This window comes from Comamonas serinivorans (genome assembly GCF_002158865.1).
Taxonomy (GTDB): domain Bacteria; phylum Pseudomonadota; class Gammaproteobacteria; order Burkholderiales; family Burkholderiaceae_C; genus Comamonas_E; species Comamonas_E serinivorans.
The window spans coordinates 3,787,307-3,805,516 of sequence record NZ_CP021455.1 but is presented as its reverse complement, the minus strand read 5'-3'; the positions used below and the strand labels follow the sequence as shown (position 1 = coordinate 3,805,516).

At 64.8% G+C, this 18,210-nt stretch carries 15 protein-coding genes and 1 riboswitch; of the genes, 12 read left to right on the top strand and 3 right to left on the bottom strand.

The annotated features are described in order from the left end of the window. Nucleotides 1-20 precede the first annotated feature (20 nt). The gene (locus CCO03_RS16210) at nt 21-854 is read left to right on the top strand and encodes an META and DUF4377 domain-containing protein (protein ID WP_087282716.1); all 834 of its coding nucleotides are present in this window, start codon (nt 21-23) and stop codon (nt 852-854) included. A gap of 193 nt (nt 855-1,047) precedes the next feature. On the opposite strand, the gene CCO03_RS16205 is transcribed toward CCO03_RS16210, so the two are convergent. The 3 genes from CCO03_RS16205 to CCO03_RS16195 form a co-directional block, all read right to left on the bottom strand. Further along, nucleotides 1,048-2,109 (bottom strand): acyltransferase family protein, encoded by a 1,062-nt coding sequence (locus CCO03_RS16205; RefSeq protein WP_236903902.1) that lies wholly within the window; start codon nt 2,107-2,109, stop codon nt 1,048-1,050. A 666-nt stretch (nt 2,110-2,775) separates the two neighbouring features. Next, a complete protein-coding gene (locus tag CCO03_RS16200) occupies nt 2,776-3,339 on the bottom strand; it encodes a 6,7-dimethyl-8-ribityllumazine synthase (RefSeq protein WP_087284838.1) in 564 nt (187 codons plus the stop codon). A gap of 97 nt (nt 3,340-3,436) precedes the next feature. After that, a riboswitch (FMN riboswitch) is annotated at nt 3,437-3,620 on the bottom strand. Nucleotides 3,621-3,784: 164 nt separating this feature from the next. After that, nucleotides 3,785-6,184 (bottom strand): penicillin-binding protein 1A, encoded by a 2,400-nt coding sequence (locus CCO03_RS16195; protein ID WP_087282712.1) that lies wholly within the window; start codon nt 6,182-6,184, stop codon nt 3,785-3,787. A 266-nt stretch (nt 6,185-6,450) separates the two neighbouring features. On the opposite strand from CCO03_RS16195, the gene CCO03_RS16190 reads away from it, so the two are divergent. From CCO03_RS16190 to CCO03_RS16140, 11 genes are all read left to right on the top strand, one after another. Then, on the top strand, nt 6,451-7,530 hold the full coding sequence (locus tag CCO03_RS16190; RefSeq protein ID WP_087284836.1) for a pilus assembly protein PilM: 1,080 nt from the start codon (nt 6,451-6,453) through the stop codon (nt 7,528-7,530). After that, nucleotides 7,527-8,144: a PilN domain-containing protein gene (locus CCO03_RS16185; RefSeq protein WP_087282710.1), complete on the top strand. Its 618-nt coding sequence runs from the start codon at nt 7,527-7,529 to the stop codon at nt 8,142-8,144. Before CCO03_RS16190 ends, CCO03_RS16185 begins: the two co-directional genes overlap by 4 nt. Next, on the top strand, nt 8,137-8,817 hold the full coding sequence (locus tag CCO03_RS16180; RefSeq protein ID WP_087282708.1) for a type IV pilus inner membrane component PilO: 681 nt from the start codon (nt 8,137-8,139) through the stop codon (nt 8,815-8,817). The genes CCO03_RS16185 and CCO03_RS16180 overlap by 8 nt, the downstream gene beginning before the upstream one ends. Before the next feature lie 4 nt (nt 8,818-8,821). Continuing rightward, nucleotides 8,822-9,385: a pilus assembly protein PilP gene (locus tag CCO03_RS16175; protein WP_087282706.1), complete on the top strand. Its 564-nt coding sequence runs from the start codon at nt 8,822-8,824 to the stop codon at nt 9,383-9,385. Nucleotide 9,386: 1 nt separating this feature from the next. Next, a complete protein-coding gene (pilQ, locus tag CCO03_RS16170) occupies nt 9,387-11,552 on the top strand; it encodes a type IV pilus secretin PilQ (protein WP_087282704.1) in 2,166 nt (721 codons plus the stop codon). A gap of 44 nt (nt 11,553-11,596) precedes the next feature. Next, a complete protein-coding gene (locus CCO03_RS16165; RefSeq protein WP_236903900.1) occupies nt 11,597-13,111 on the top strand; it encodes an Ig domain-containing protein in 1,515 nt (504 codons plus the stop codon). A 157-nt stretch (nt 13,112-13,268) separates the two neighbouring features. After that, entirely contained in the window at nt 13,269-13,778 is a 510-nt protein-coding gene (locus tag CCO03_RS16160) for a shikimate kinase (RefSeq protein ID WP_087282700.1), read from the top strand. Nucleotides 13,779-13,955: 177 nt separating this feature from the next. Further along, entirely contained in the window at nt 13,956-15,077 is a 1,122-nt protein-coding gene (gene aroB, locus CCO03_RS16155) for a 3-dehydroquinate synthase (RefSeq protein ID WP_087282698.1), read from the top strand. Nucleotides 15,078-15,151: 74 nt separating this feature from the next. Continuing rightward, entirely contained in the window at nt 15,152-16,345 is a 1,194-nt protein-coding gene (locus CCO03_RS16150; RefSeq protein WP_087284834.1) for a deoxyguanosinetriphosphate triphosphohydrolase, read from the top strand. Between the two features lie 145 nt (nt 16,346-16,490). After that, nucleotides 16,491-17,093 (top strand): DUF1415 domain-containing protein, encoded by a 603-nt coding sequence (locus CCO03_RS16145; protein WP_087282696.1) that lies wholly within the window; start codon nt 16,491-16,493, stop codon nt 17,091-17,093. Continuing rightward, nucleotides 17,090-18,043: a class I SAM-dependent methyltransferase gene (locus CCO03_RS16140; RefSeq protein WP_087282694.1), complete on the top strand. Its 954-nt coding sequence runs from the start codon at nt 17,090-17,092 to the stop codon at nt 18,041-18,043. The genes CCO03_RS16145 and CCO03_RS16140 overlap by 4 nt, the downstream gene beginning before the upstream one ends. Nucleotides 18,044-18,210: the final 167 nt, after the last annotated feature.

Sequence of the window (18,210 nt, the reverse complement as noted above, 5' to 3'; positions counted from 1 at the left end):
CTGATCAACAAGGAGCACACATGCTGCACATGACACGAAGCACCTGGATGAAAACGATGCTGGCGGCGACCGGCCTGGGCCTGGCGCAGGCGGTGTGGGCGGTCACGCCCCAGGTCAGCCAGCCGCAGGCAGGCGAGCAGGCCCTGCAGACCCTGACGCGCAACGTGTGGCAGTTGCAGCGCGTGACGCCGGGCGCCGACCGCGCCGGTGCGCTGCGGCTGCCCGGCCCGTCGGCACGCCGACCCGAGCTGCGCTTCGTCCCCGAGGCGCGGCCGCACCAGGGCCGCCTCGTGGTGAGCCAGTTGTGCAACACCCTGCAGGGTGGGTACTGGGTCAACGGCCACCAGCTGCGCGCCACGCAGGTGTCGGCCACGTTGATGGCCTGCGCCGACCGCGCGCGCATGCAGCTGGAGCGGGGCGTGGCCGAGCAGCTGCCCAAGGTGACGGGCTATCAGGTAACGGGCGAGCGTTCGCCGCAGCCGCAACTGGAGCTGCGCTTTTCGGACGGCAGCCGCTGGCAGCTGGCCGGCACGCTCACCGACGAGGCGCGCCATGGCGGGCCCGGCGAACGCGTGTTCCTCGAGGTGGCGCCTGAGCAGGTCAGCTGCAACCACCCGCTGATGCGCGACGCGCGCTGCCTGCGCGTGCGGCCGCTGCGCTATGACGAGGCCGGCCGCAAGCAGGTGGTGGGCGATTGGCAGGTCTACAGCGGCCAGATCGAGGGGTACCGACACGAGCGGGGCTTGCGCCAGGTGCTGCGCCTGAAGCGGTATCCGGTGGCGCGGCCGGCGGCCGATGCGCCGAGCCACGTCGACGTGCTGGACCTCATCGTGGAGACCGAGCGCGTGCGCTGAGGGTTGGCACCGGGCGCGGCAGGTGGATGCGTCGCGTCAAGCAGAGTATGGCCAGGAATCCGTTGAATGATGAACGGGTATCTGGCCATACTGCTTGATAGAGGTGACCGCCTGTCGGTGACCGGGTGGGCCTGCAGGCCGTTGCGGTCTGGCCGAGGCATCCCGCTGACGCCGAGATGCTCCGGCGAGGCACTCAGGCCGAGGTGTGTTGCAGGCCCCGCTGCGGCGCGCGGTCGCGCTGGGTGCGCGCCCAGCGCTCCACGGTGTTGAACGAGAGCGCGGCCAGCCCGATGGAGATGGCCGAGCCCAGCAGCACGACGGCGGGCCAGTCCATGTGGGCCCGCAGCGCGCGGTACACCGGGTAGTGCCACAGGTAGACGCCGTACGACAACTGGCCCAGCTTGATCAGCAGCGGCTGGTTCAGCATGTCGTAGACCAGGCCCTGGCGTGGCAGCACGGCGACCAGCACGATCACGGCGGCCAGCTCGACCACGGTCATGGCCCAGGTCATGACCTGCATGTTGTCCCAGTCGAGGGCCATGAGCACCGGCACCAGCAGCACCAGCCACAGCCCGTGGTGCACGTTCTGACGGGCGCGCTCGAACCAGGCGGGGCGCTCGATCACCAGCGCGGCGAGCAGGCTGCCGGCCAGCAGGCCGGTGGCGCGCGTGTCGAAGCGGAAGAAGATCTCGTAGAACGCCTGGTCCTGGGCCACCCAGTAGACGCGCCAGGCCCAGGCGAGCAGGAACAGCCCGAAGATGCGGCACCAGATCTGGCCGCGCGGAGTGCGCCTGACCAGCACCAGCAGCACCAGCGGCCACACCAGGTAGAAGTGCTCTTCGACCGACAGCGACCACATGTGCAGCAGGCTGTTGGGCAGGTCAAAGAATGCGATGCCGTAGTCGGCCAGGTACAGCGCGGACACCAGGGCGTCCATGTACCAGTCCGGTTCGTCGGGCCACAGCAGCGGGGCCACCAGGCAATAGACCGCCAGGAAGGCCAGCAAGGCCGGCATGAGGCGGAAGAAACGACGGCGGTAGAAGCGCCAGAAGTCGATGCGCTCGGTGTTGCCGACTTCGATCAGCAGCAGCGAGGTGATGAGGTAGCCGCTGAGGACGAAAAACAGGTCCACCCCAAAAAATGCGCCGCCGAACAGGGGCACGTGGGCGTGGGAGAGCATGACGAGCACGATGGCCACGGCGCGCAGGCCATCGAGCGCAGGGTTGTACGGAAGCTTGAGGGGAACGGTGGGCACGTGCACTCCAATGTCTGTGCGCAGCGGCTGCGGCATGCCGCCATCGGCTGGACAGACCGTCGGCATGGCGAAACCATGCGGTGGACGAGGGGCTGACGCAAATCCTTGCGCAAGGCAGCGTTCATGCGCTGCAGCCCATTCGTCAACGTGACGAAAAGACTGCTGCCCCAGATGGATGCTGGTGCAGCAGCTCGGAATTTGGAAGCAAGTATGGTCTGAGCCCGAAAGCCCCTGGTAAGCAAATGTGGCCTGAAATCTACTCGATTGTGTGCTAAAGACCCACTGCAGGCGGGCCTGATGGTGCACCAGCGACGGCGCCACGGGGCCTGTCAGGTGCTGTGTGCGGTTTGACTGACGGAGCGGGCTGAACGCGCCTTACAGGTGGGCACGCTTGGCGCTGACCGGACCGGGGAGGGCCGCAGATCATGCAACCGGTGCGGCGGCGAGGCGATGAAGGCCGAGGTGGCTGGGCATGGCGCGATGTGGGGCTGGCACCGAGATGGCGCTCCCCGCGCACGGGCGACGCACAGGAGGCGCTGCGGTGGCCGCGGCAGGCCGCAGCGCTCGTGCCCGGCCCGGCCACCGATCGGGTGACCAGGCCGAACCGCGTCAAGCCGGCGGCGGCTCATCGCGGTGAGCCGCACGCGGCCCGACGCCCGATGCGCCTCATGCCACGACCGAGCGGCCCGAGCCGGCCGCGATGGCGCGCAAGCCCGAGATGGCGTGGATGCAGGCCCGGGCGGCTTCCTGGCCCTTGAGCTGGAAGTGCTGGCGGAAGAACTGCTGGTGCTCGGCGTGGTCGTGGAAGTGGTGCGGGGTGAGGACGACGGAGAACATGGGCACGCCGGTTTCCAGCTGCACCGTCATCAGGCCGTTCACCACGGCGGCCGAGACGAAGTCGTGGCGGTAGATGCCGCCATCGACCACCAGCGCGCCGCCGGCCACCCCGGCGTAGCGGCCGGTCATGGCCAGGCGCTTGGCGAAGAGCGGGATTTCGAAGGCGCCGGGCACCTCGAACACGTCGACGAGCTCGGGGCCCACGCCCAGTGTGTTCAGTTCGTTGACGAAGCCCGTGCAGGCCTGCTGCACGATGTCGGCGTGCCAGCGTGCGGCCACGAAGGCCAGGCGTTGACCGGCAGGCAGCACCACGGGGGCTTCGGCCGGGGTCACCACGTCGGTGGTGCGCTTGGCGGAGGGGACGGAGATGGAAAGGGTAGGGGTCTGACTCATGAAGACATCCTGGAAAAGATGGGAATCGTGAATCAGGGCATGCGCGCGCACGGCCGGCGTCTGTTGCGGTCAAGGCAACACACGATCCGGCAGCAGGCCACGCTCTCTTTCATCCGGACTGTGAGTGCGCCATGAAACACGGCAGCACCGAACCGTCGGCCCTGGAGTCACACCAGGTCTGCTGACCCCGCTGCCGACAGGCAACGGGCGCTCGCGGGCTTGTGTTGGGCATGCCAACCATCACCGCCGGTGGGGAATTTCACCCCGCCCTGAGAACGCTTGCCAGCGGCACAAGGTGTGCCACCGACGAGCGCCATTGTAGGGCAGCGGTCGCCACAGTCCTGTGCCGCAGCGGACGGTGGATGAGGTTCTTTTGAATGATGAATGAGGAGTATCAGGTCATCGCCGTTTCATGTTCAACGGCAATGGATGAATACTCCGTGATTCACTCGCGGAACATGTCGAGGATGCGCTGTCGGTCGGTCGTGTCGCCGTGGCTGGTGCTGCCCTCTTCGGACACGGGGGCCGAGGGAATGCCCAGGGAGCGCACGCCACTGCCATCCGCGTATTCGGCGTACATCCAGTCGCCCCCGACGTTGACCACGCCCTCGGGCGGCTCTTCCTTCACCACGGGCGCGCCCTTGAGCGCGACCTGCATGAAGTCGATCCAGATCGGCAGGCTCAGGCCGCCGCCGAACTCGCGCACGCCCAGCGAGCGCGGGCTGTCATAGCCCATCCACACCGCGGCGGCCAAGGTGGGCTGGTAGCCCACGAACCAGGCATCCAGCGCATCGTTCGTGGTGCCGGTCTTGCCGTAGATGTCGGGCCGCTTGAGCTGCGCCTGCGCCTTGGCGGCGGTGCCCGTGCGGGCCACTTCGCCGAGCAGGCTGGTGGTGATGAAGGCGTTGCGGGCGTCGATCACGCGGTTGGCCTCGCTGGGCTCGGCCGGGGTGGTCTCGACCAGCACCTTGCCGCGGTGGTCGGTCACCCGCGTGATGAGGAAGGGGTTCATCAGGTAACCGCCGTTGGCGAACACGCTGTAGGCCGTGGCCATCTGCATCGGCGTGGCGGCGCCTGACCCCAGGGCCATGGGCAGGTAGGCCGGGTGCTTGTCGGCATCGAAGCCGAAGCGGCTGGCCCATTCCTGGCCGAACTGCGGCGTGATCTCATCAAGGATGCGGATGGAGATCATGTTCTTGGAGCGCGCCAGCCCGCGGCGCATGGTCATGGGGCCGTCGTAGCGGTTGTCGGCGTTTTTGGGCTCCCACGGCTTGCCGCCGGTGCGGCGGCTGTCGAAGAACAGGGGGCCGTCGTAAATCGTGGTGCTGGGCGAAAAGCCTTTTTCCAGGGCAGCCGAGTAGATGAAGGGCTTGAAGCTGGAACCCGGCTGGCGCCAGGCCTGGGTGACGTGGTTGAACTTGTTCTTGCCGTAGTCGAACCCGCCGACCAGGGCCTTCACGGCGCCGTTGCGTGGGTCCAGGGCCACGAAGGCGGCTTCAACCTCGGGCAGCTGGTTCAGCTCCCAGGTTTCGCCCTTGCGGGTGGTTTTGGAGATGCGCACCACGGCGCCGCGGCGCAGCTTGATCGCCGGTGCGGCAGCTGGGTTGAGGCCGGTTCGGGCCACGTCCAGGCCCTGGCCCGCGATGCTCACGCGCTCGCCGTTGGCGCGCTGAACCGTGACCTTGGTGCGCGAGGCGTCGAGCACGACGGCGGGGTAGAGGTCGCCGATGTCGGGCAGGTCGCCCAGGGCTTCCTCGATGGCGTCATCGAGTTGGGCCGCATCGCTGGGCAGGTCCAGGAAACGCTCCGGCCCGCGGTACATCTGGCGGCGTTCAAAGCCCATGATGCCTTTGCGCAGGGCCTCATAGGCCACCTGCTGGTCGGCGCTCTCGATGGTGGTGTAGACCTGCAGACCGCGGGTGTAGGTCTCCTCGCCGTATTGGCTGTAGATCAGCTGGCGGGCCATTTCGGCCACGTACTCGGCGTGCACGCCGTAGCTTTCGGCGCCGCTGCGCAGCTTGAGGGGCTCGGCCCGCGCCTGCTGCTCTTGCTCGGCCGTGATGAAGCCGTTTTCGTGCATGCGCTGCAGCACGTAGAGCTGGCGCTCCTGGGCCTTCTTGAAGTTGGCCACCGGGTTGTTGGTCGACGGCGCCCGGGGCAGGCCCGCCAGCATGGCGGCTTCGGCCAGCGTCACGTCCTTGAGCTGCTTGCCGAAATAGGTTTCTGCAGCGGCATAGAAGCCATACGCACGGTTGCCCAGAAAGATCTGGTTCATGTAGATCTCGAGGATCTGGTCCTTGGTCAGCGTGTGTTCCAGCTTCGTCGTCAGCAGGATTTCGTAGACCTTGCGCGTGAACGTCTTCTCGGACGACAGGTAGACGTTGCGCGCGACCTGCATGGTGATGGTCGAGGCGCCCTGGCTCTTGGCGCTCTTGAGGTTGGCCAGGGCGGCGCGGGCCAGGCCGATGTAGTCCACGCCACTGTGCTGGTAGAAGCGCGCGTCTTCGATGGCCAGCACCGCGTCCTTCATGACCTGTGGAATCTCGGCGACAGGCACAAAGGTGCGGCGTTCCTTGCCGAATTCGCCGATCAGCAGCCCATCGGCGGTGTAGACCCGCATGGGCAACTTGGGGCGGTAGTCGGCCAAATCCGAAATGTCGGGCAGGTTGGGGTACGCCACGGCCAATGCAGTCAACACGGCCAACGCCAAGGCAACTGCGCCTGCAGTCGCCAGACCCATGCACCAGGCCACGATGCGCCACAGCCAACCCAGCACACCGCGAGGCGGGCGCTGGCGCGTGTTCGGCGCTTTGCGCTCGGGCGATGAGGAAGGAGTGGTGGCCATAAAAAATCACGCTGAGAGGGTGGGAAATTATAAAAAACTGGCCCAAACCGTCGGTGGGATCGGGAGAACCTGTTAGTGTTTCGACTTGTTGCATCTCTCCGTGAATTTGCATCAAATCGTACGAGCGCGTGACCAATGACGTGTGCTTTTGACAACGATCATCGGCCTTGGCTGGGGAAAGCGATCAAATCGCAGAGGCATTGCTTTAGCATCGAGCGTAAGGCAACGTTTCTAAAACGCTAAGTTTGTAACATTTGGGGGCCAAGTTGGTAGCTTTGAATTCACTGTTTGGCCGGGGAGCGCCTTCCCTGGTGGGCATCGATGTCAGTGCTTCCAGTGTCAAACTGGTCGAGCTCAGCCAGGCCAGCGGCGGGCGCCTCAGTGTGGACCGATGTGCCATGGAGCTGCTGGAGCCGGGCTGGATCACCGACGGCAACATCGAGAACCTGGACGGTGTGGCCGAAGCGGTCCGGCGCGTGGTCAAGAAAAGCGGCACGCGGACCAAGGAGGCGGCCCTGGCCTTGCCCGCGTCGGTGGTGATCACCAAGAAGATTGTGCTGCCGGATGGCCTGTCCGAGCTGGAGATGGAGGCGCAGGTCGAGTCCGAGGCCAACCAATACATCCCGTTTTCGATGGACGAGGTCAGCCTGGACTTTTGCGTGACCGGCCCCAGCGCGAACTCCATTGGCGACGTGGATGTGGTGCTGGCTGCGGCGCGCAAGGAGAAGGTCCAGGATCGCCAGGCGCTTGCCGAGGCGGCTGGCCTGAAGCCCGTGGTGGTCGACATCGAGAACCTGGCCTCGCGTTTGGCGGCCGAGCGGCTCATCAGCCGACTGCCCGGCAAAGGGGCGGACGTGGTGATCGCCCTGTTCGAGCTGGGGGCCAACAACATGTCCATGCAGGCCATCCGCAACGGCGAGCTGCTGTATGAGCGTGATCAGGTGTTTGGCGGTTCGCAGCTGACGCAGCTGATCGTTCGCCAATATGGCTTTTCCCACGACGAAGCCGAACAAAAGAAGCGCAACAACGAGTTGCCCGACGATTACACGGCAACGGTGTTGAAGCCGTTCATGGACAGCACCGCGCAGGAAGTGGGACGCGCCCTGCAGTTCTTCTTCACGAGCACCCCGTACAACAAGGTGGATTACATCTTCTTGGCCGGCGGAGGCGCGTGCATGTCGGGCATCGCGAACGTGGTGACCGAGCACACGGGATTTGCCTGCAACGTGACCAACCCATTTGACGGGATGACCATGGGGCGGACCGTGCGCGAGCCCAAATTGGCCAAGGAAGCACCCTCCTACTTGACGGCGTGCGGCTTGGCCATGCGGAGGTTCCTGAAATGATCTTGATCAACCTCCTCCCACATCGCGAAGCGGCCAAGCTTCGCCGCAAACGCGATTTCAACGTCGCGATGTTCGCGGCCATTTTGGCGGGTGTGGCGCTGGCTTTTCTGGGTTACCTGTGGCTGCAGTCGCAACTGGCCGATCAGGCGCAGCGCAACCAGTTTCTGAAAACAGAAAACACCAAACTGGACGAAACCATCAAGGACGTGGCGGGGCTTGAGGCCGAAATCCAGGCCTTGATCGAGCGCCAGAAGGCCGTGGAGGACCTGCAGGCCGATCGCAACCTGCCCGTGCAAATGATCAATGAGCTGGTGGCCTATGCGCCCGAAGGCCTGTACCTGCGGTCCCTGAAACAAGAAGGCATGGCCATCACGATGTCGGGCATGGCGCAATCCAATGAGCGCGTGTCGGAATTGCTGCGCCGCTTGAACACGGAAAGCAAGACCCTGGTCAAACCCCAGCTCATCGAAATCGTGGCGGACAAGATCAACATCAGCAAAACTGAACAGCGCCCCGCATTCAAATTCACAGTCCGCGCACTGATTCAGAGGCCAGCATCAGAAAAGGCCGATGACCCCAAGGGCGCCGCTTCGGCAGGGGTGAAAAATGGCTAAAGTGAAAAAAATCAAGAAGCCAAACATCGATCTGAATCGATTTGCCAATCAATTCAGAAACCTGGATACCTCCAATCCGGCCGCATGGCCCTCCGCGCCCAAAGCGCTGCTGTTGACGGGGCTGGCGTTGTTGGTCTTGGTGGCACTGTGGTTCGTGTGGTTGAAGGGTGTCAAGGAAGAGTGGGATGCGGCCATTGCACAAGAGGCGACGCTGAAAACCCAGTACACCGACAAACTGCGCAAGGCCATCAACCTCGAGGCCTTGCTCAAACAGCGCGAACAGGTCCAGCAGTATGTTTTCCTGCTGGAAAAACAGCTGCCAGGAAAAGCTGAAATGGACGCGCTGCTGCTGGATGTCAACCAGGCAGGGGTTGGCCGCGCCTTGAAGTTTGAGCTTTTCAAGCCTGGGGCAGAGGTGGCGCGCGATTACTACGTCGAATTGCCCATTGCTGTGCGGGTGAACGGCAAGTTTCATGACATGGGCGAGTTCATGGCCGACATTGCCAACCTTTCGCGCATCGTGACCTTGAACAACGTGGCCATTGAGCCCAACAAGGACGGCGATCTGGTCATGAATTCTTTGGTGAAGACCTTTCGTTATCTGACGGCTGAGGAACAAGCCGAGCAGGCCGCCAAGCGAAAAGCAGAAGCGGCGAAAGCCAAGAAAAAGTGAAGCCATGAAGACAGTCAACATACTTGATGGCGTCATCCGCGGACGATGGCTGCGGTGGGCGGGCTGGCTGGGGTTTGCGGTTTTGCTGCATGGCTGCAGCAGTGATCAAGGCGAATTGCGCGCATGGATGGACCAGCAACGCAAGACGATCAAACCCAATGTGAAGCCGATCGCCGAGCCCAAGCAATTTGTGCCCGAGAGTTATCTGAGCTCGGCGCACATTGACCCATTTGATGCTCGCAAACTCATGATGGTCATGTTGGCCGACCGGCGTTCTCCCAACAGTGCCTTGGCTGAATTGGAGCAAAACCGGCGCAAACAACCCTTGGAGGCCTATGCCCTGGACACCATGGCGATGGTGGGCAGTTTGCAAAAAGGCGGGCGGCTGGTCGGCTTGGTCAAGGTGAACAACCTGCTTTATCAGGTCGTTCCCGGCAACTACATGGGGCAGAACTACGGTCTGGTCAAGTCGGTGGACGATCAGAAGATTGTGCTACGGGAAATTGTTCAGGATGCCGCGGGTGAATGGATCGAGCGTTCAACCGCTTTGGAACTTCAGGAGAAATAACATGGATCATCGTCTGCTGCGCGGCATTCGGCTCTCCGCCTTGGCGGTGACGACGGCCGTTCTGCTTCCTGCCTGGGCGTTTGCGCAGAATCACATCGAAGCGATTTCTTCCATGATTCAAGGGGGGCGCGAAGTCGTTCGCATCGATTTCAAGGAGCCTTTTGCAGACCAACCGCGGACCTTCGGGGTTCAAAGCCCACCGCGGATTGCATTTGACTTTCAAGACGTGACCAGCGACATGCCGGTTGCCGCTCAGGACCTCAACACCGGCAACCTGCGCTCGTACCAGGTGGCCCAAAGTGGTCAGCGCACGCGTGTCATCCTCAACCTGAAGCGGTACGCTGCATACCAAACCAGCGTGGCCGGGAGATCGGTGTATGTCACGCTGGAGCCTGCGGCGACGGCCACACCGCCCGCGGTCACGGCCAGCAATTTTTCGGAGGATCACAACTCCACTGCACAAGGTCTGCGAGGCGTTGACTTTCGACGCACGGCGGACAACGCGGGTCGGGTGATCGTGGATCTGGCCAATGACAAGGTGGGGGTGGACATCCAGCGACGTGGCAACGAGCTGGTGGTGGAGTTTCAAAACTCCCGACTGCCCGAAGGTTTGCGCCGCCGCTTCGACGTCACCGACTTCGGAACGCCGGTTGATCGGGTGACCACCACCCAGGTGGCGGGTGATCGGGTTCGCATGGTGATCGAACCGCGGGGGCTGTGGGAGCATTCGGCGTACCAGAGCGACAACCAGTTCGTGATCGAAGTCCGCCAACAGAAGGTGTCCCATGACAAGCTCACCGCGGGCGTGGGCTACAACGGCGAGAAGCTGTCGCTGAACTTCCAGAACATCGAGATTCGTGCGCTGCTGCAGGTCATCGCCGATTTCACGAATTTCAACATCGTGACGTCGGACACCGTGACGGGCGCCGTGACGCTGCGGCTGAAAGACGTGCCTTGGGATCAGGCCCTGGACATCATTTTGCAGGCCAAGGGCCTGGGCATGAAGAAATCGGGCAACGTCCTGATGATCGCCCCCAAAGAAGAAATCGCCGCCAAGGAGAAAAAAGAACTTGAAGACATGGCGGCGGTTGAAGGTTTGGAGCCCCTTCGCACCCAGGCGTTTCAGCTGAACTATGCCAAGGCTGCAGACATCGCCAAACAGCTGAAGGATTCAGGCAGTGGCGGCGGTGGGGGTGGCGGCGGCACCGGCCGGATGAACCGCTTCCTCAGTGAGCGCGGCACCGTCATCACCGAACCGCGCACCAACCAGTTGTTCGTGACCGATGTGGGATCCATCCTGAACAAGGTGCAGGAACTCATCAGCAAGTTGGACATCCCGGTTCGACAGGTGTTGATCGAGGCCCGCATCGTCGAGGCGACCGACACCTGGGGGCGTTCCCTGGGGGTACGTTTGGGTGGCGTTGACCTACGGGGCGTACGTGGTGGGGATGCGGGCTACGGCAACAACAATGGCCGCATCAGCTTCGGTGGTTCGTACGACGCCGTGTCGGGGCAAACGGGGCAGATTGCTCAGGCTGATCTGGCGGATGCGTTGAACACCAACACGAGTTCATTCTTCAACCTGCCTGCCGCTTTGCAGGGGCGCAGTGATCCTGCGCGCCTGGCCTTGACGCTGTTCAGTCCCTCGGCCAACCGCTTTTTGAACCTGGAAATTTCGGCGCTGGAAGCCGATGGCAAAGGCAAGGTGGTGTCCAGCCCGCGTGTCATCACGGCCGACCAGACCAAAGCGCTGATTGAACAAGGCACGGAACTCCCGTATCAAGAAGCGACCTCCAGCGGCGCCACCTCGATTTCCTTCCGCAAGGCCAACCTCAAGCTGGAGGTGACGCCTCAGATCACGCCCGAGGGCAACATCATCCTGGACGTGGACGTCAACAAGGACACTGTGGGGCAGGTGACGCCAGCCGGTTATGCCATCAACACCAAGCACGTCCAGACGCAGGTGCTGATCGAGAACGGCGGCACGGTGGTCATCGGGGGCATCTTCTCGCTGACCGAGCAGGAGGACGTGGAGAAGGTGCCGCTGCTGGGTGACATTCCGGTGCTGGGCAACCTCTTCAAGAGCAAGACGCGCACCGTGGACAAGCAAGAAATGCTGATCTTCCTCACGCCCAAGGTGATCAGCGATCGGACAGCCATCCGTTGAACAGAGAAAGGTGAATCATGACGATGAATTGGATGAGAACCGGCTTGGCAGTCGCCAGCGCCACGGCGGCTGCCGTGTTGGTGGGGTGTGGAGGTGGGGGTGGCAGTTCGGGCTCCACCACGCTGGAGTACAGCATTGAGCTGACCGCGGCGCGCACAACGCTGCCGATCAACATTGCCAATGAGTTGGCAGGGATTGGTGCCTACGCCCCCTACACCACAACGCTCTATGTGTCGGCCAAGGAGGGGAATGACGCCATCGTGAACACCGAGGGGGCTTTCTCCTGCAACGTGTCCAGCGGCTTGGATACGGGCGCGCTGTATTACCTGGACGGTGACGAAGACCACGAAGATGATGAAACGGGCTTGCCGCTGGCCTATCGCAACATCTCACTGGACTCCAACTCGGGTGGGGCGTCTTTCCACTTTCACGCGGGTGATCAAGCCGGCACCGCCGTCATCTCCTGCTCCATTACCGATCCGCGCGACAACAGGGTCAAAACGGCGACGCAGACCATCACCGTGGGCGCCGCAACCGGCAAGCCCGCCAGCGTGCAGACCACGGTTGCGGCGCCTTCTTACCTGGGCTCGCAATACAACGTCAACAACATCCGCAACAACATCGGCTTGCAGGCGCGCGTGCACGACGATGCCAACCAGAGCGTGCCCAATCCCGCTGCGGCCAACCTGCAGGTCAGCATCCGCCCGACCCCGGGCAACGACGCGTACATCGGCGCACGCCTGCTGTCGGGCAGCCAGTCGGGCAGCGTGGTTCAGCTGAGCACGCTGGCTGGCATGGGTCAGATCTCGCTGTCCAGCGGCCCGAACAGCGGCGCCATCCTGCTGGAGATGACGACCGACCGTGCCGACAACAACGTGGCCAATGGCATCCAGGATCCGATCACCCAGCTCCTCGTGGTGCCGGTCGTGGACGTGATCGCCTCTGAGCCGCTGGCCCTGCCGGAAGAGTTGCCAGAGTTGGCCGCTGCCAATGGCAGCCCCTTCGCCTACGCCATGACGGCAGAGGGCGGTGTGCCGCCGTACACCTGGAGCGCCGTGGGCCTGCCCGCTGGCTTGACCATGAGCGCGAACGGCCTCATCAGCGGTACGCCGAATGCGACTGCCGGCACCTACGCCTTCGTGGTGACCGTGACCGACGCCACGGGCGTGACGGTGACGGCCAACTTGTCGTTTGTGATCAGCGGCCAGACCTCGCTGGAGCGTGCGCTGTCGCTGAACTGCGGCACGGGCACCACCTGCACGCTGCCTGGCGGCACCGCTGGTGAGCCCTACACCTATGTGTTCTCGGCTTCGAGCGCCACGCCATCCACCCCCATCACCTGGAGCTTCAGCGGCTTGCCCGCTCGCGGTTTGACGGGCAATGCGGCCACAGGCACGGTCAGCGGCACCCCGACCGAAAGCGTGAACGAGAGCTGCCAGCCGATCAGCTTCCAGGTGACGGCAACCCAGGGCATGCAGAGCTTGACCCGGGTGGTCACGATTCCGCTGGTGTGCCCGCAGCCGCCGGAACCCACGCCTGCGCCGGCGCCAGCTGCTTGACGCGTAGCGGGCTTGTGGTCACGTGGCTGATACAGCCCGCGTGACCACCTGCTAGAGTGCGGGCCATGTGCTGCACTCAACCATTCCCAACATCCCCGGCCACGCCGGGGATGTTTCGTTTGTGGGCTTGCCAGGCGCAGTCCCGGGGGTATTTGTCATGATCGTCATCCTGGTCGGCATGCCCGGCAGCGGCAAATCGACGGCGGGCCGGCAGCTGGCGCGCCGCTTGAACCAGCCCTTCATCGATTCCGACGCCGTCATCGAAGAGCGCATGGGCATGCCCATCCGGGCGTACTTCGATGCCCATGGCGAGGCCGCCTTCCGCGACCTGGAGCAGCAGACCCTGGCCGACCTCTGCCAGGGGGCCGATTGCGTGCTGGCCACGGGCGGTGGCTCGGTGCTGCGACCCGAGAATCGCGACATGCTCAAGTCGCACGGGGTCGTGATGTACCTGCGCGCCTCGCCCGACCAGCTCTACCGCCGCCTCAAGAACGACACCAAGCGGCCGTTGCTGCAGGTGGCCGATCCGCTGCAGGCGCTCAGGGACCTCTATGCCCAGCGCGATCCGCTGTACCGCGACACCGCGCACTATGTGATCGAGACCGGGCGGCCGTCGCTGGCCATGCTGGTGAATAAAATCCTCATGCAGATCGACATGCTGGCCTGAGGCCAGCGGCCCTGGCGGACGGATGTGGCTCCGGGCGTGTGCCCGCAGTCGCCCCTTGGGATCTGTTGAAGACTTTTGCGGAGTATGTGGCAGCGGTCGTTTTTACTGAAACGACAATCGGCTCATACTCCCGTTCATTGAGCACCTCAGGTGCATGCACATTCGAAAGTGGCGAGGATGGCTTCTGGCAAGGTTTTGGCGCGCGTGTCCATTGCGCTGGACGACCGTGGGTACGACATCGCGATCGGCACCGGTCTGCTGGGCGATGCGGCCACCTGGCAGCAGGCGCCCAAGGGCACCAGCGCCATGATCGTCACCAACGACGTGGTCGCGCCGCTGTACCTGGCACAGCTGCAGGCGGCGCTGGCGCCGCGCTACGCCCAGGTGCACACGGTGGTGCTGCCCGATGGTGAAGCCCACAAAGACTGGACCACGCTCAACCGCGTGTTCGATGCGCTGCTGGGCCAAGCCGCCGACCGCAAGGCCGTGCTGTATGCGCTGGGTGGCGGCGTGGTGGGCGACATGACCGGCTTTGCGGCTGCCTGCTACATGCGGGGTGTGCCCTTTGTGCAGGTGCCCACCACCTTGCTGGCACAGGTGGACTCGTCCGTGGGCGGCAAGACGGCTATCAACCACCCGCTGGGCAAGAACATGATCGGCGCCTTTTACCAGCCAGGCTTGGTGGTGTGCGACCTCGAGGTGCTGCGCACCTTGCCCGCGCGCGAGCTGTCGGCCGGCCTGGCCGAGGTCATCAAGTACGGCCCCATCGCCGATGTCGGCCTGCTCGACTGGGTCGAGGCCAACATGGGCCCGCTGCGCGCGCTCGATGGCGCGGCTCTGGCGCATGCCGTGCAGCGCAGCTGCGAAATCAAGGCCCAGGTGGTCGGCGCAGACGAGCGCGAGGCCGGCCTGCGGGCCATCCTCAACTTCGGCCACACCTTCGGCCACGCCATCGAGGCCGGCATGGGCTACGGCGCCTGGCTGCATGGCGAGGCCGTGGGCTGCGGCATGGTGATGGCCGCCCACCTGTCGCAACGCCTGGGCGGGGTGGATGCGGCGTTCGTCGAACGCCTGACGCGCATCGTGGCGGCCGCGGGCCTGCCCACGCGCGCGCCCGTGCTGGACGAGGCCGACAACGCCGGGCGTTACCTGTCGCTCATGCAGGTGGACAAAAAGGCCGAGGCCGGCGAAATCCGCTACATCGTGATCGACGAACCCGGTAAGGCCAGCCTGCGCACGGCGCCCGAGGCGGTGGTGCGCGAGGTCATCGACCATTGCTGTTCGGCGGCGGTGGCTTAAGGGTATGCACAGTGTGCCGTTGAAAAGCAAACGTGTTTGACGGCGTACGCCAGCACATCGACCTGACGCCCGCCATGGCCGAGCGCGGCTGGCAGCTGAGCGCGCTGCCACCCACCGGGCCGCGCGACGGCGGCCTGGCCCCGTATGCCCTGCAGGCCCACCAGACGCGCGGTCGGCGCCATCCCGAGCCCGGCGCGCCCACGCGCGATGCCTTTCAGCGTGACCGCGATCGCATCGTCCATTCCACGGCCTTTCGGCGCCTGGTCTACAAAACCCAGGTGTTCCTCAACCACGAAGGCGACCTGTTCCGCACGCGGCTCACCCATTCGCTGGAGGTGGCGCAGCTCGCGCGTTCGCTGGCGCGTGGCCTGCGCCTGAACGAAGACCTGGTGGAGACCGTGGCCCTGGCGCACGACCTCGGCCACACCCCGTTCGGCCACGCCGGCCAGGACGCGCTCAACCACTGCATGCGCGAACACGGCGGCTTCGAGCACAACCTGCAGTCCTTGCGGGTGGTGGACCTGCTGGAGCACCGCTACCCCGATTTCGATGGCCTGAACCTGAGCTTCGAGACGCGCGAGGGCATCCTCAAGCACTGCTCGCAGGCCAACGCCCTGGCGCTGGAGGCGGCCGAGCCCGGCGGCGTGGCCAGCCGCTTTCTGGATGGGCGCGAAGCCAGCCTGGAGGCCCAGCTGTGCAACCTGGCCGATTCCATCGCCTACAACGCGCACGACATCGACGACGGCGTGCGTTCAGGCCTGCTGGCGCTCGAGGCCGTGCGCGAGGTGCCGCTGTTCCGCATCCACTGCGACGCGGCGCTGGCCGATCACCCGCAGCTGCAGGGCCGGCGCCTGCTGTACGAAGCCATCCGCCGCATGCTCAGCACCCAGGTGTACGACGTGCTGTCGTCCTCCTGGCAGGCGATTTCGTCCCAGGCGCCGCAGTCGCCCGAGGCGGCGCGGCGCACGCGTCACCTGGTTCGCTTTTCCGAGGCCATGCAGGCGGACAGCACCGAGCTCAAGCGCTTCCTGTTCCGGCACCTGTACCGCCATCCGCAGGTGACCGAGATGACCGACAAGGCCAAGCGCATCGTGGCCGACCTGTTTGCCCTTTACCTCGCGCGTCCGGCCGAGATGCGGCCCTCGTTTGCCGAGCGCCCGGACCGCGCGCGGGCCGTGGCCGACTACATCGCCGGCATGACCGACCGCTTTGCCTGCGCCGAGCACGAGCGCCTGACGGGCCAGCGCCTGCTGGCGCAACGCGTGTGACGGTGAGTGAGTGAAAAATGTCTGAAGAGAGTATGGGTTGAATATCGTTGAAGAAAAAACGGAAATGGCTCCATACCCCTCATGATTTCGGTGACAGGCCACACGAACGCCGTCGCCAAAGTCGCCCATCGCCGACAATGGCGGCATGAACGAACACGATGAAGTGATTGCCGACACACGCCGCTGGGTAGAGCGCGCGGTGATCGGCCTCAACCTGTGCCCCTTCGCCAAGGCGGTGCAGCACAAGGGGCAGGTGCACTATGCCGTCAGCAGCGCCGAGGACGTGCCGGGCCTGCTCAAGGACCTGGCCGTGCAGCTGCAGGCCTTGATCGACCAGGACCCCGAGGACCGCGACACCACCTTGCTCATGGTGCCGCACGGCTTTGACGATTTCCTGGTGTTCAACGACTTCCTGGACCTGGCCGATGAGCTGCTGGTCGAGATGGCGCTCGAAGGCGAGGTCCAGGTGGCCAGCTTTCACCCCCGGTTCCAGTTCGAGGGCACGGCCGCGAGCGACATCGGCAACGCCACCAACCGCTCGCCCTATCCCACGCTGCACCTGCTGCGCGAGGCCAGCATCGACCGCGCGGTCGAGGCCTTCCCCGAGGCCGAGGCCATCTTCGAGGCCAACATCGCCACCTTGACCGAGTTGGGTGCCGCGGGCTGGCAGGCTCTGCAGGTCGGACCCGGCGATGCCGCCAAGGCCGCCGGCGAGGCCACGCCCGCCACCCGGCAGGACGCGTCATGAAGCCGTCGCGTCGTGACGACCAGCGCGCGGGGCGCCCGGCGGGTCGCTCGGCCCGTGCCGCCCAGCCTGCGCCTGATGTCGAGGGGGACAACCCCGCGCTGTTCGAGGGCAAGCACTCGGTCGAGCTGCTCAAGGCCCTGCACATCCTGACGCGCGAGGGCAAGCTCAACCAGGATTCGCGCCGCAAGCTCAAGCAGGTTCAACACCTCGTGCAGTTCATCGCGCCCCTGATCCAGGCCTTGCCCGACGGCGGCGCGCACGCCACGCTGGCAGACCATGGCGCTGGCAAGTCCTACCTGGGCTTTCTGCTGTACGACCAGTTCTACCGCGACCTGCCCACGGGGCAGATCTTCGGCATCGAAACCCGGCCGGAACTCGTCGCGCATTCGCAGGACCTGGCCCAACGGCTGCACTTTGTGCGCATGCAGTTCCTGGCCATGCGCGTGGACGAAGCCACCACCGACACCCGCTTGCCCGAGCGCATCGACGTGGTGACGGCCCTGCATGCCTGCGACACGGCCACCGACGATGCCATCGCCTTTGGCCTGGCCAAGCGCGCGCGCGCCATGGTGCTGGTGCCGTGCTGTCAGGCCGAAGTGGCCCGCGTGCTCAATGCCGGCAAGGCCCTGGCCTTGTCGCGCACGCCGCTGGCCGAGCTGTGGCGGCGCCCGCTGCACACGCGGGAGCTGGGCAGCCAGATCACCAACGTCATGCGTTGCCTCTACCTCGAGGCCATGGGCTACCGCGTCACCGTGACCGAGCTGGTGGGTTGGGAGCACAGCATGAAGAACGAGCTGATCCTGGCCGAATACACGGGGCAGAAAAAGCGCAGCGCGGCCGAGCGGCTGCACGTGCTGCTGGCCGAGTTCGGCCTGCAAAGCCTGCAGGCCACGCGGTTCGCCGGCCTCGGCGAGGCCGAGCCCGGCACCGAGGTCAATCCGGCGGCGTGAGCGGGGCGGGACGCCTTCCCGGCAGCCTGTGCCTGGCGTCGCACGTTCCGGCAGCCTGTTCCCGGTGGGTGACGGGCGTTGCTTGACGCGCGGGGCCTGACGCTCACCGGGGACCTGGCCCACGGCACCGCGCCCCAGGCATGTCCCGAGGGGCAGCGCCTCTGCAG

Excerpts from the sequence above, each read along its gene's own strand:
- aroB (WP_087282698.1), top strand. The coding sequence starts at position 13,956 with ATGGCTTCTGGCAAGGTTTTGGCGCGCGTGTCCATTGCGCTGGACGAC.
- CCO03_RS16185 (WP_087282710.1), top strand. The coding sequence starts at position 7,527 with ATGATCTTGATCAACCTCCTCCCACATCGCGAAGCGGCCAAGCTTCGC.
- CCO03_RS16200 (WP_087284838.1), bottom strand. The coding sequence starts at position 3,339 with ATGAGTCAGACCCCTACCCTTTCCATCTCCGTCCCCTCCGCCAAGCGC.
- CCO03_RS16210 (WP_087282716.1), top strand. The coding sequence starts at position 21 with ATGCTGCACATGACACGAAGCACCTGGATGAAAACGATGCTGGCGGCG.
- CCO03_RS16140 (WP_087282694.1), top strand. The coding sequence starts at position 17,090 with ATGAAGCCGTCGCGTCGTGACGACCAGCGCGCGGGGCGCCCGGCGGGT.
- CCO03_RS16145 (WP_087282696.1), top strand. The coding sequence starts at position 16,491 with ATGAACGAACACGATGAAGTGATTGCCGACACACGCCGCTGGGTAGAG.
- CCO03_RS16160 (WP_087282700.1), top strand. The coding sequence starts at position 13,269 with ATGATCGTCATCCTGGTCGGCATGCCCGGCAGCGGCAAATCGACGGCG.
- pilQ (WP_087282704.1), top strand. The coding sequence starts at position 9,387 with ATGGATCATCGTCTGCTGCGCGGCATTCGGCTCTCCGCCTTGGCGGTG.
- CCO03_RS16180 (WP_087282708.1), top strand. The coding sequence starts at position 8,137 with ATGGCTAAAGTGAAAAAAATCAAGAAGCCAAACATCGATCTGAATCGA.
- CCO03_RS16195 (WP_087282712.1), bottom strand. The coding sequence starts at position 6,184 with ATGGCCACCACTCCTTCCTCATCGCCCGAGCGCAAAGCGCCGAACACG.
- CCO03_RS16150 (WP_087284834.1), top strand. The coding sequence starts at position 15,152 with ATGGCCGAGCGCGGCTGGCAGCTGAGCGCGCTGCCACCCACCGGGCCG.
- CCO03_RS16175 (WP_087282706.1), top strand. The coding sequence starts at position 8,822 with ATGAAGACAGTCAACATACTTGATGGCGTCATCCGCGGACGATGGCTG.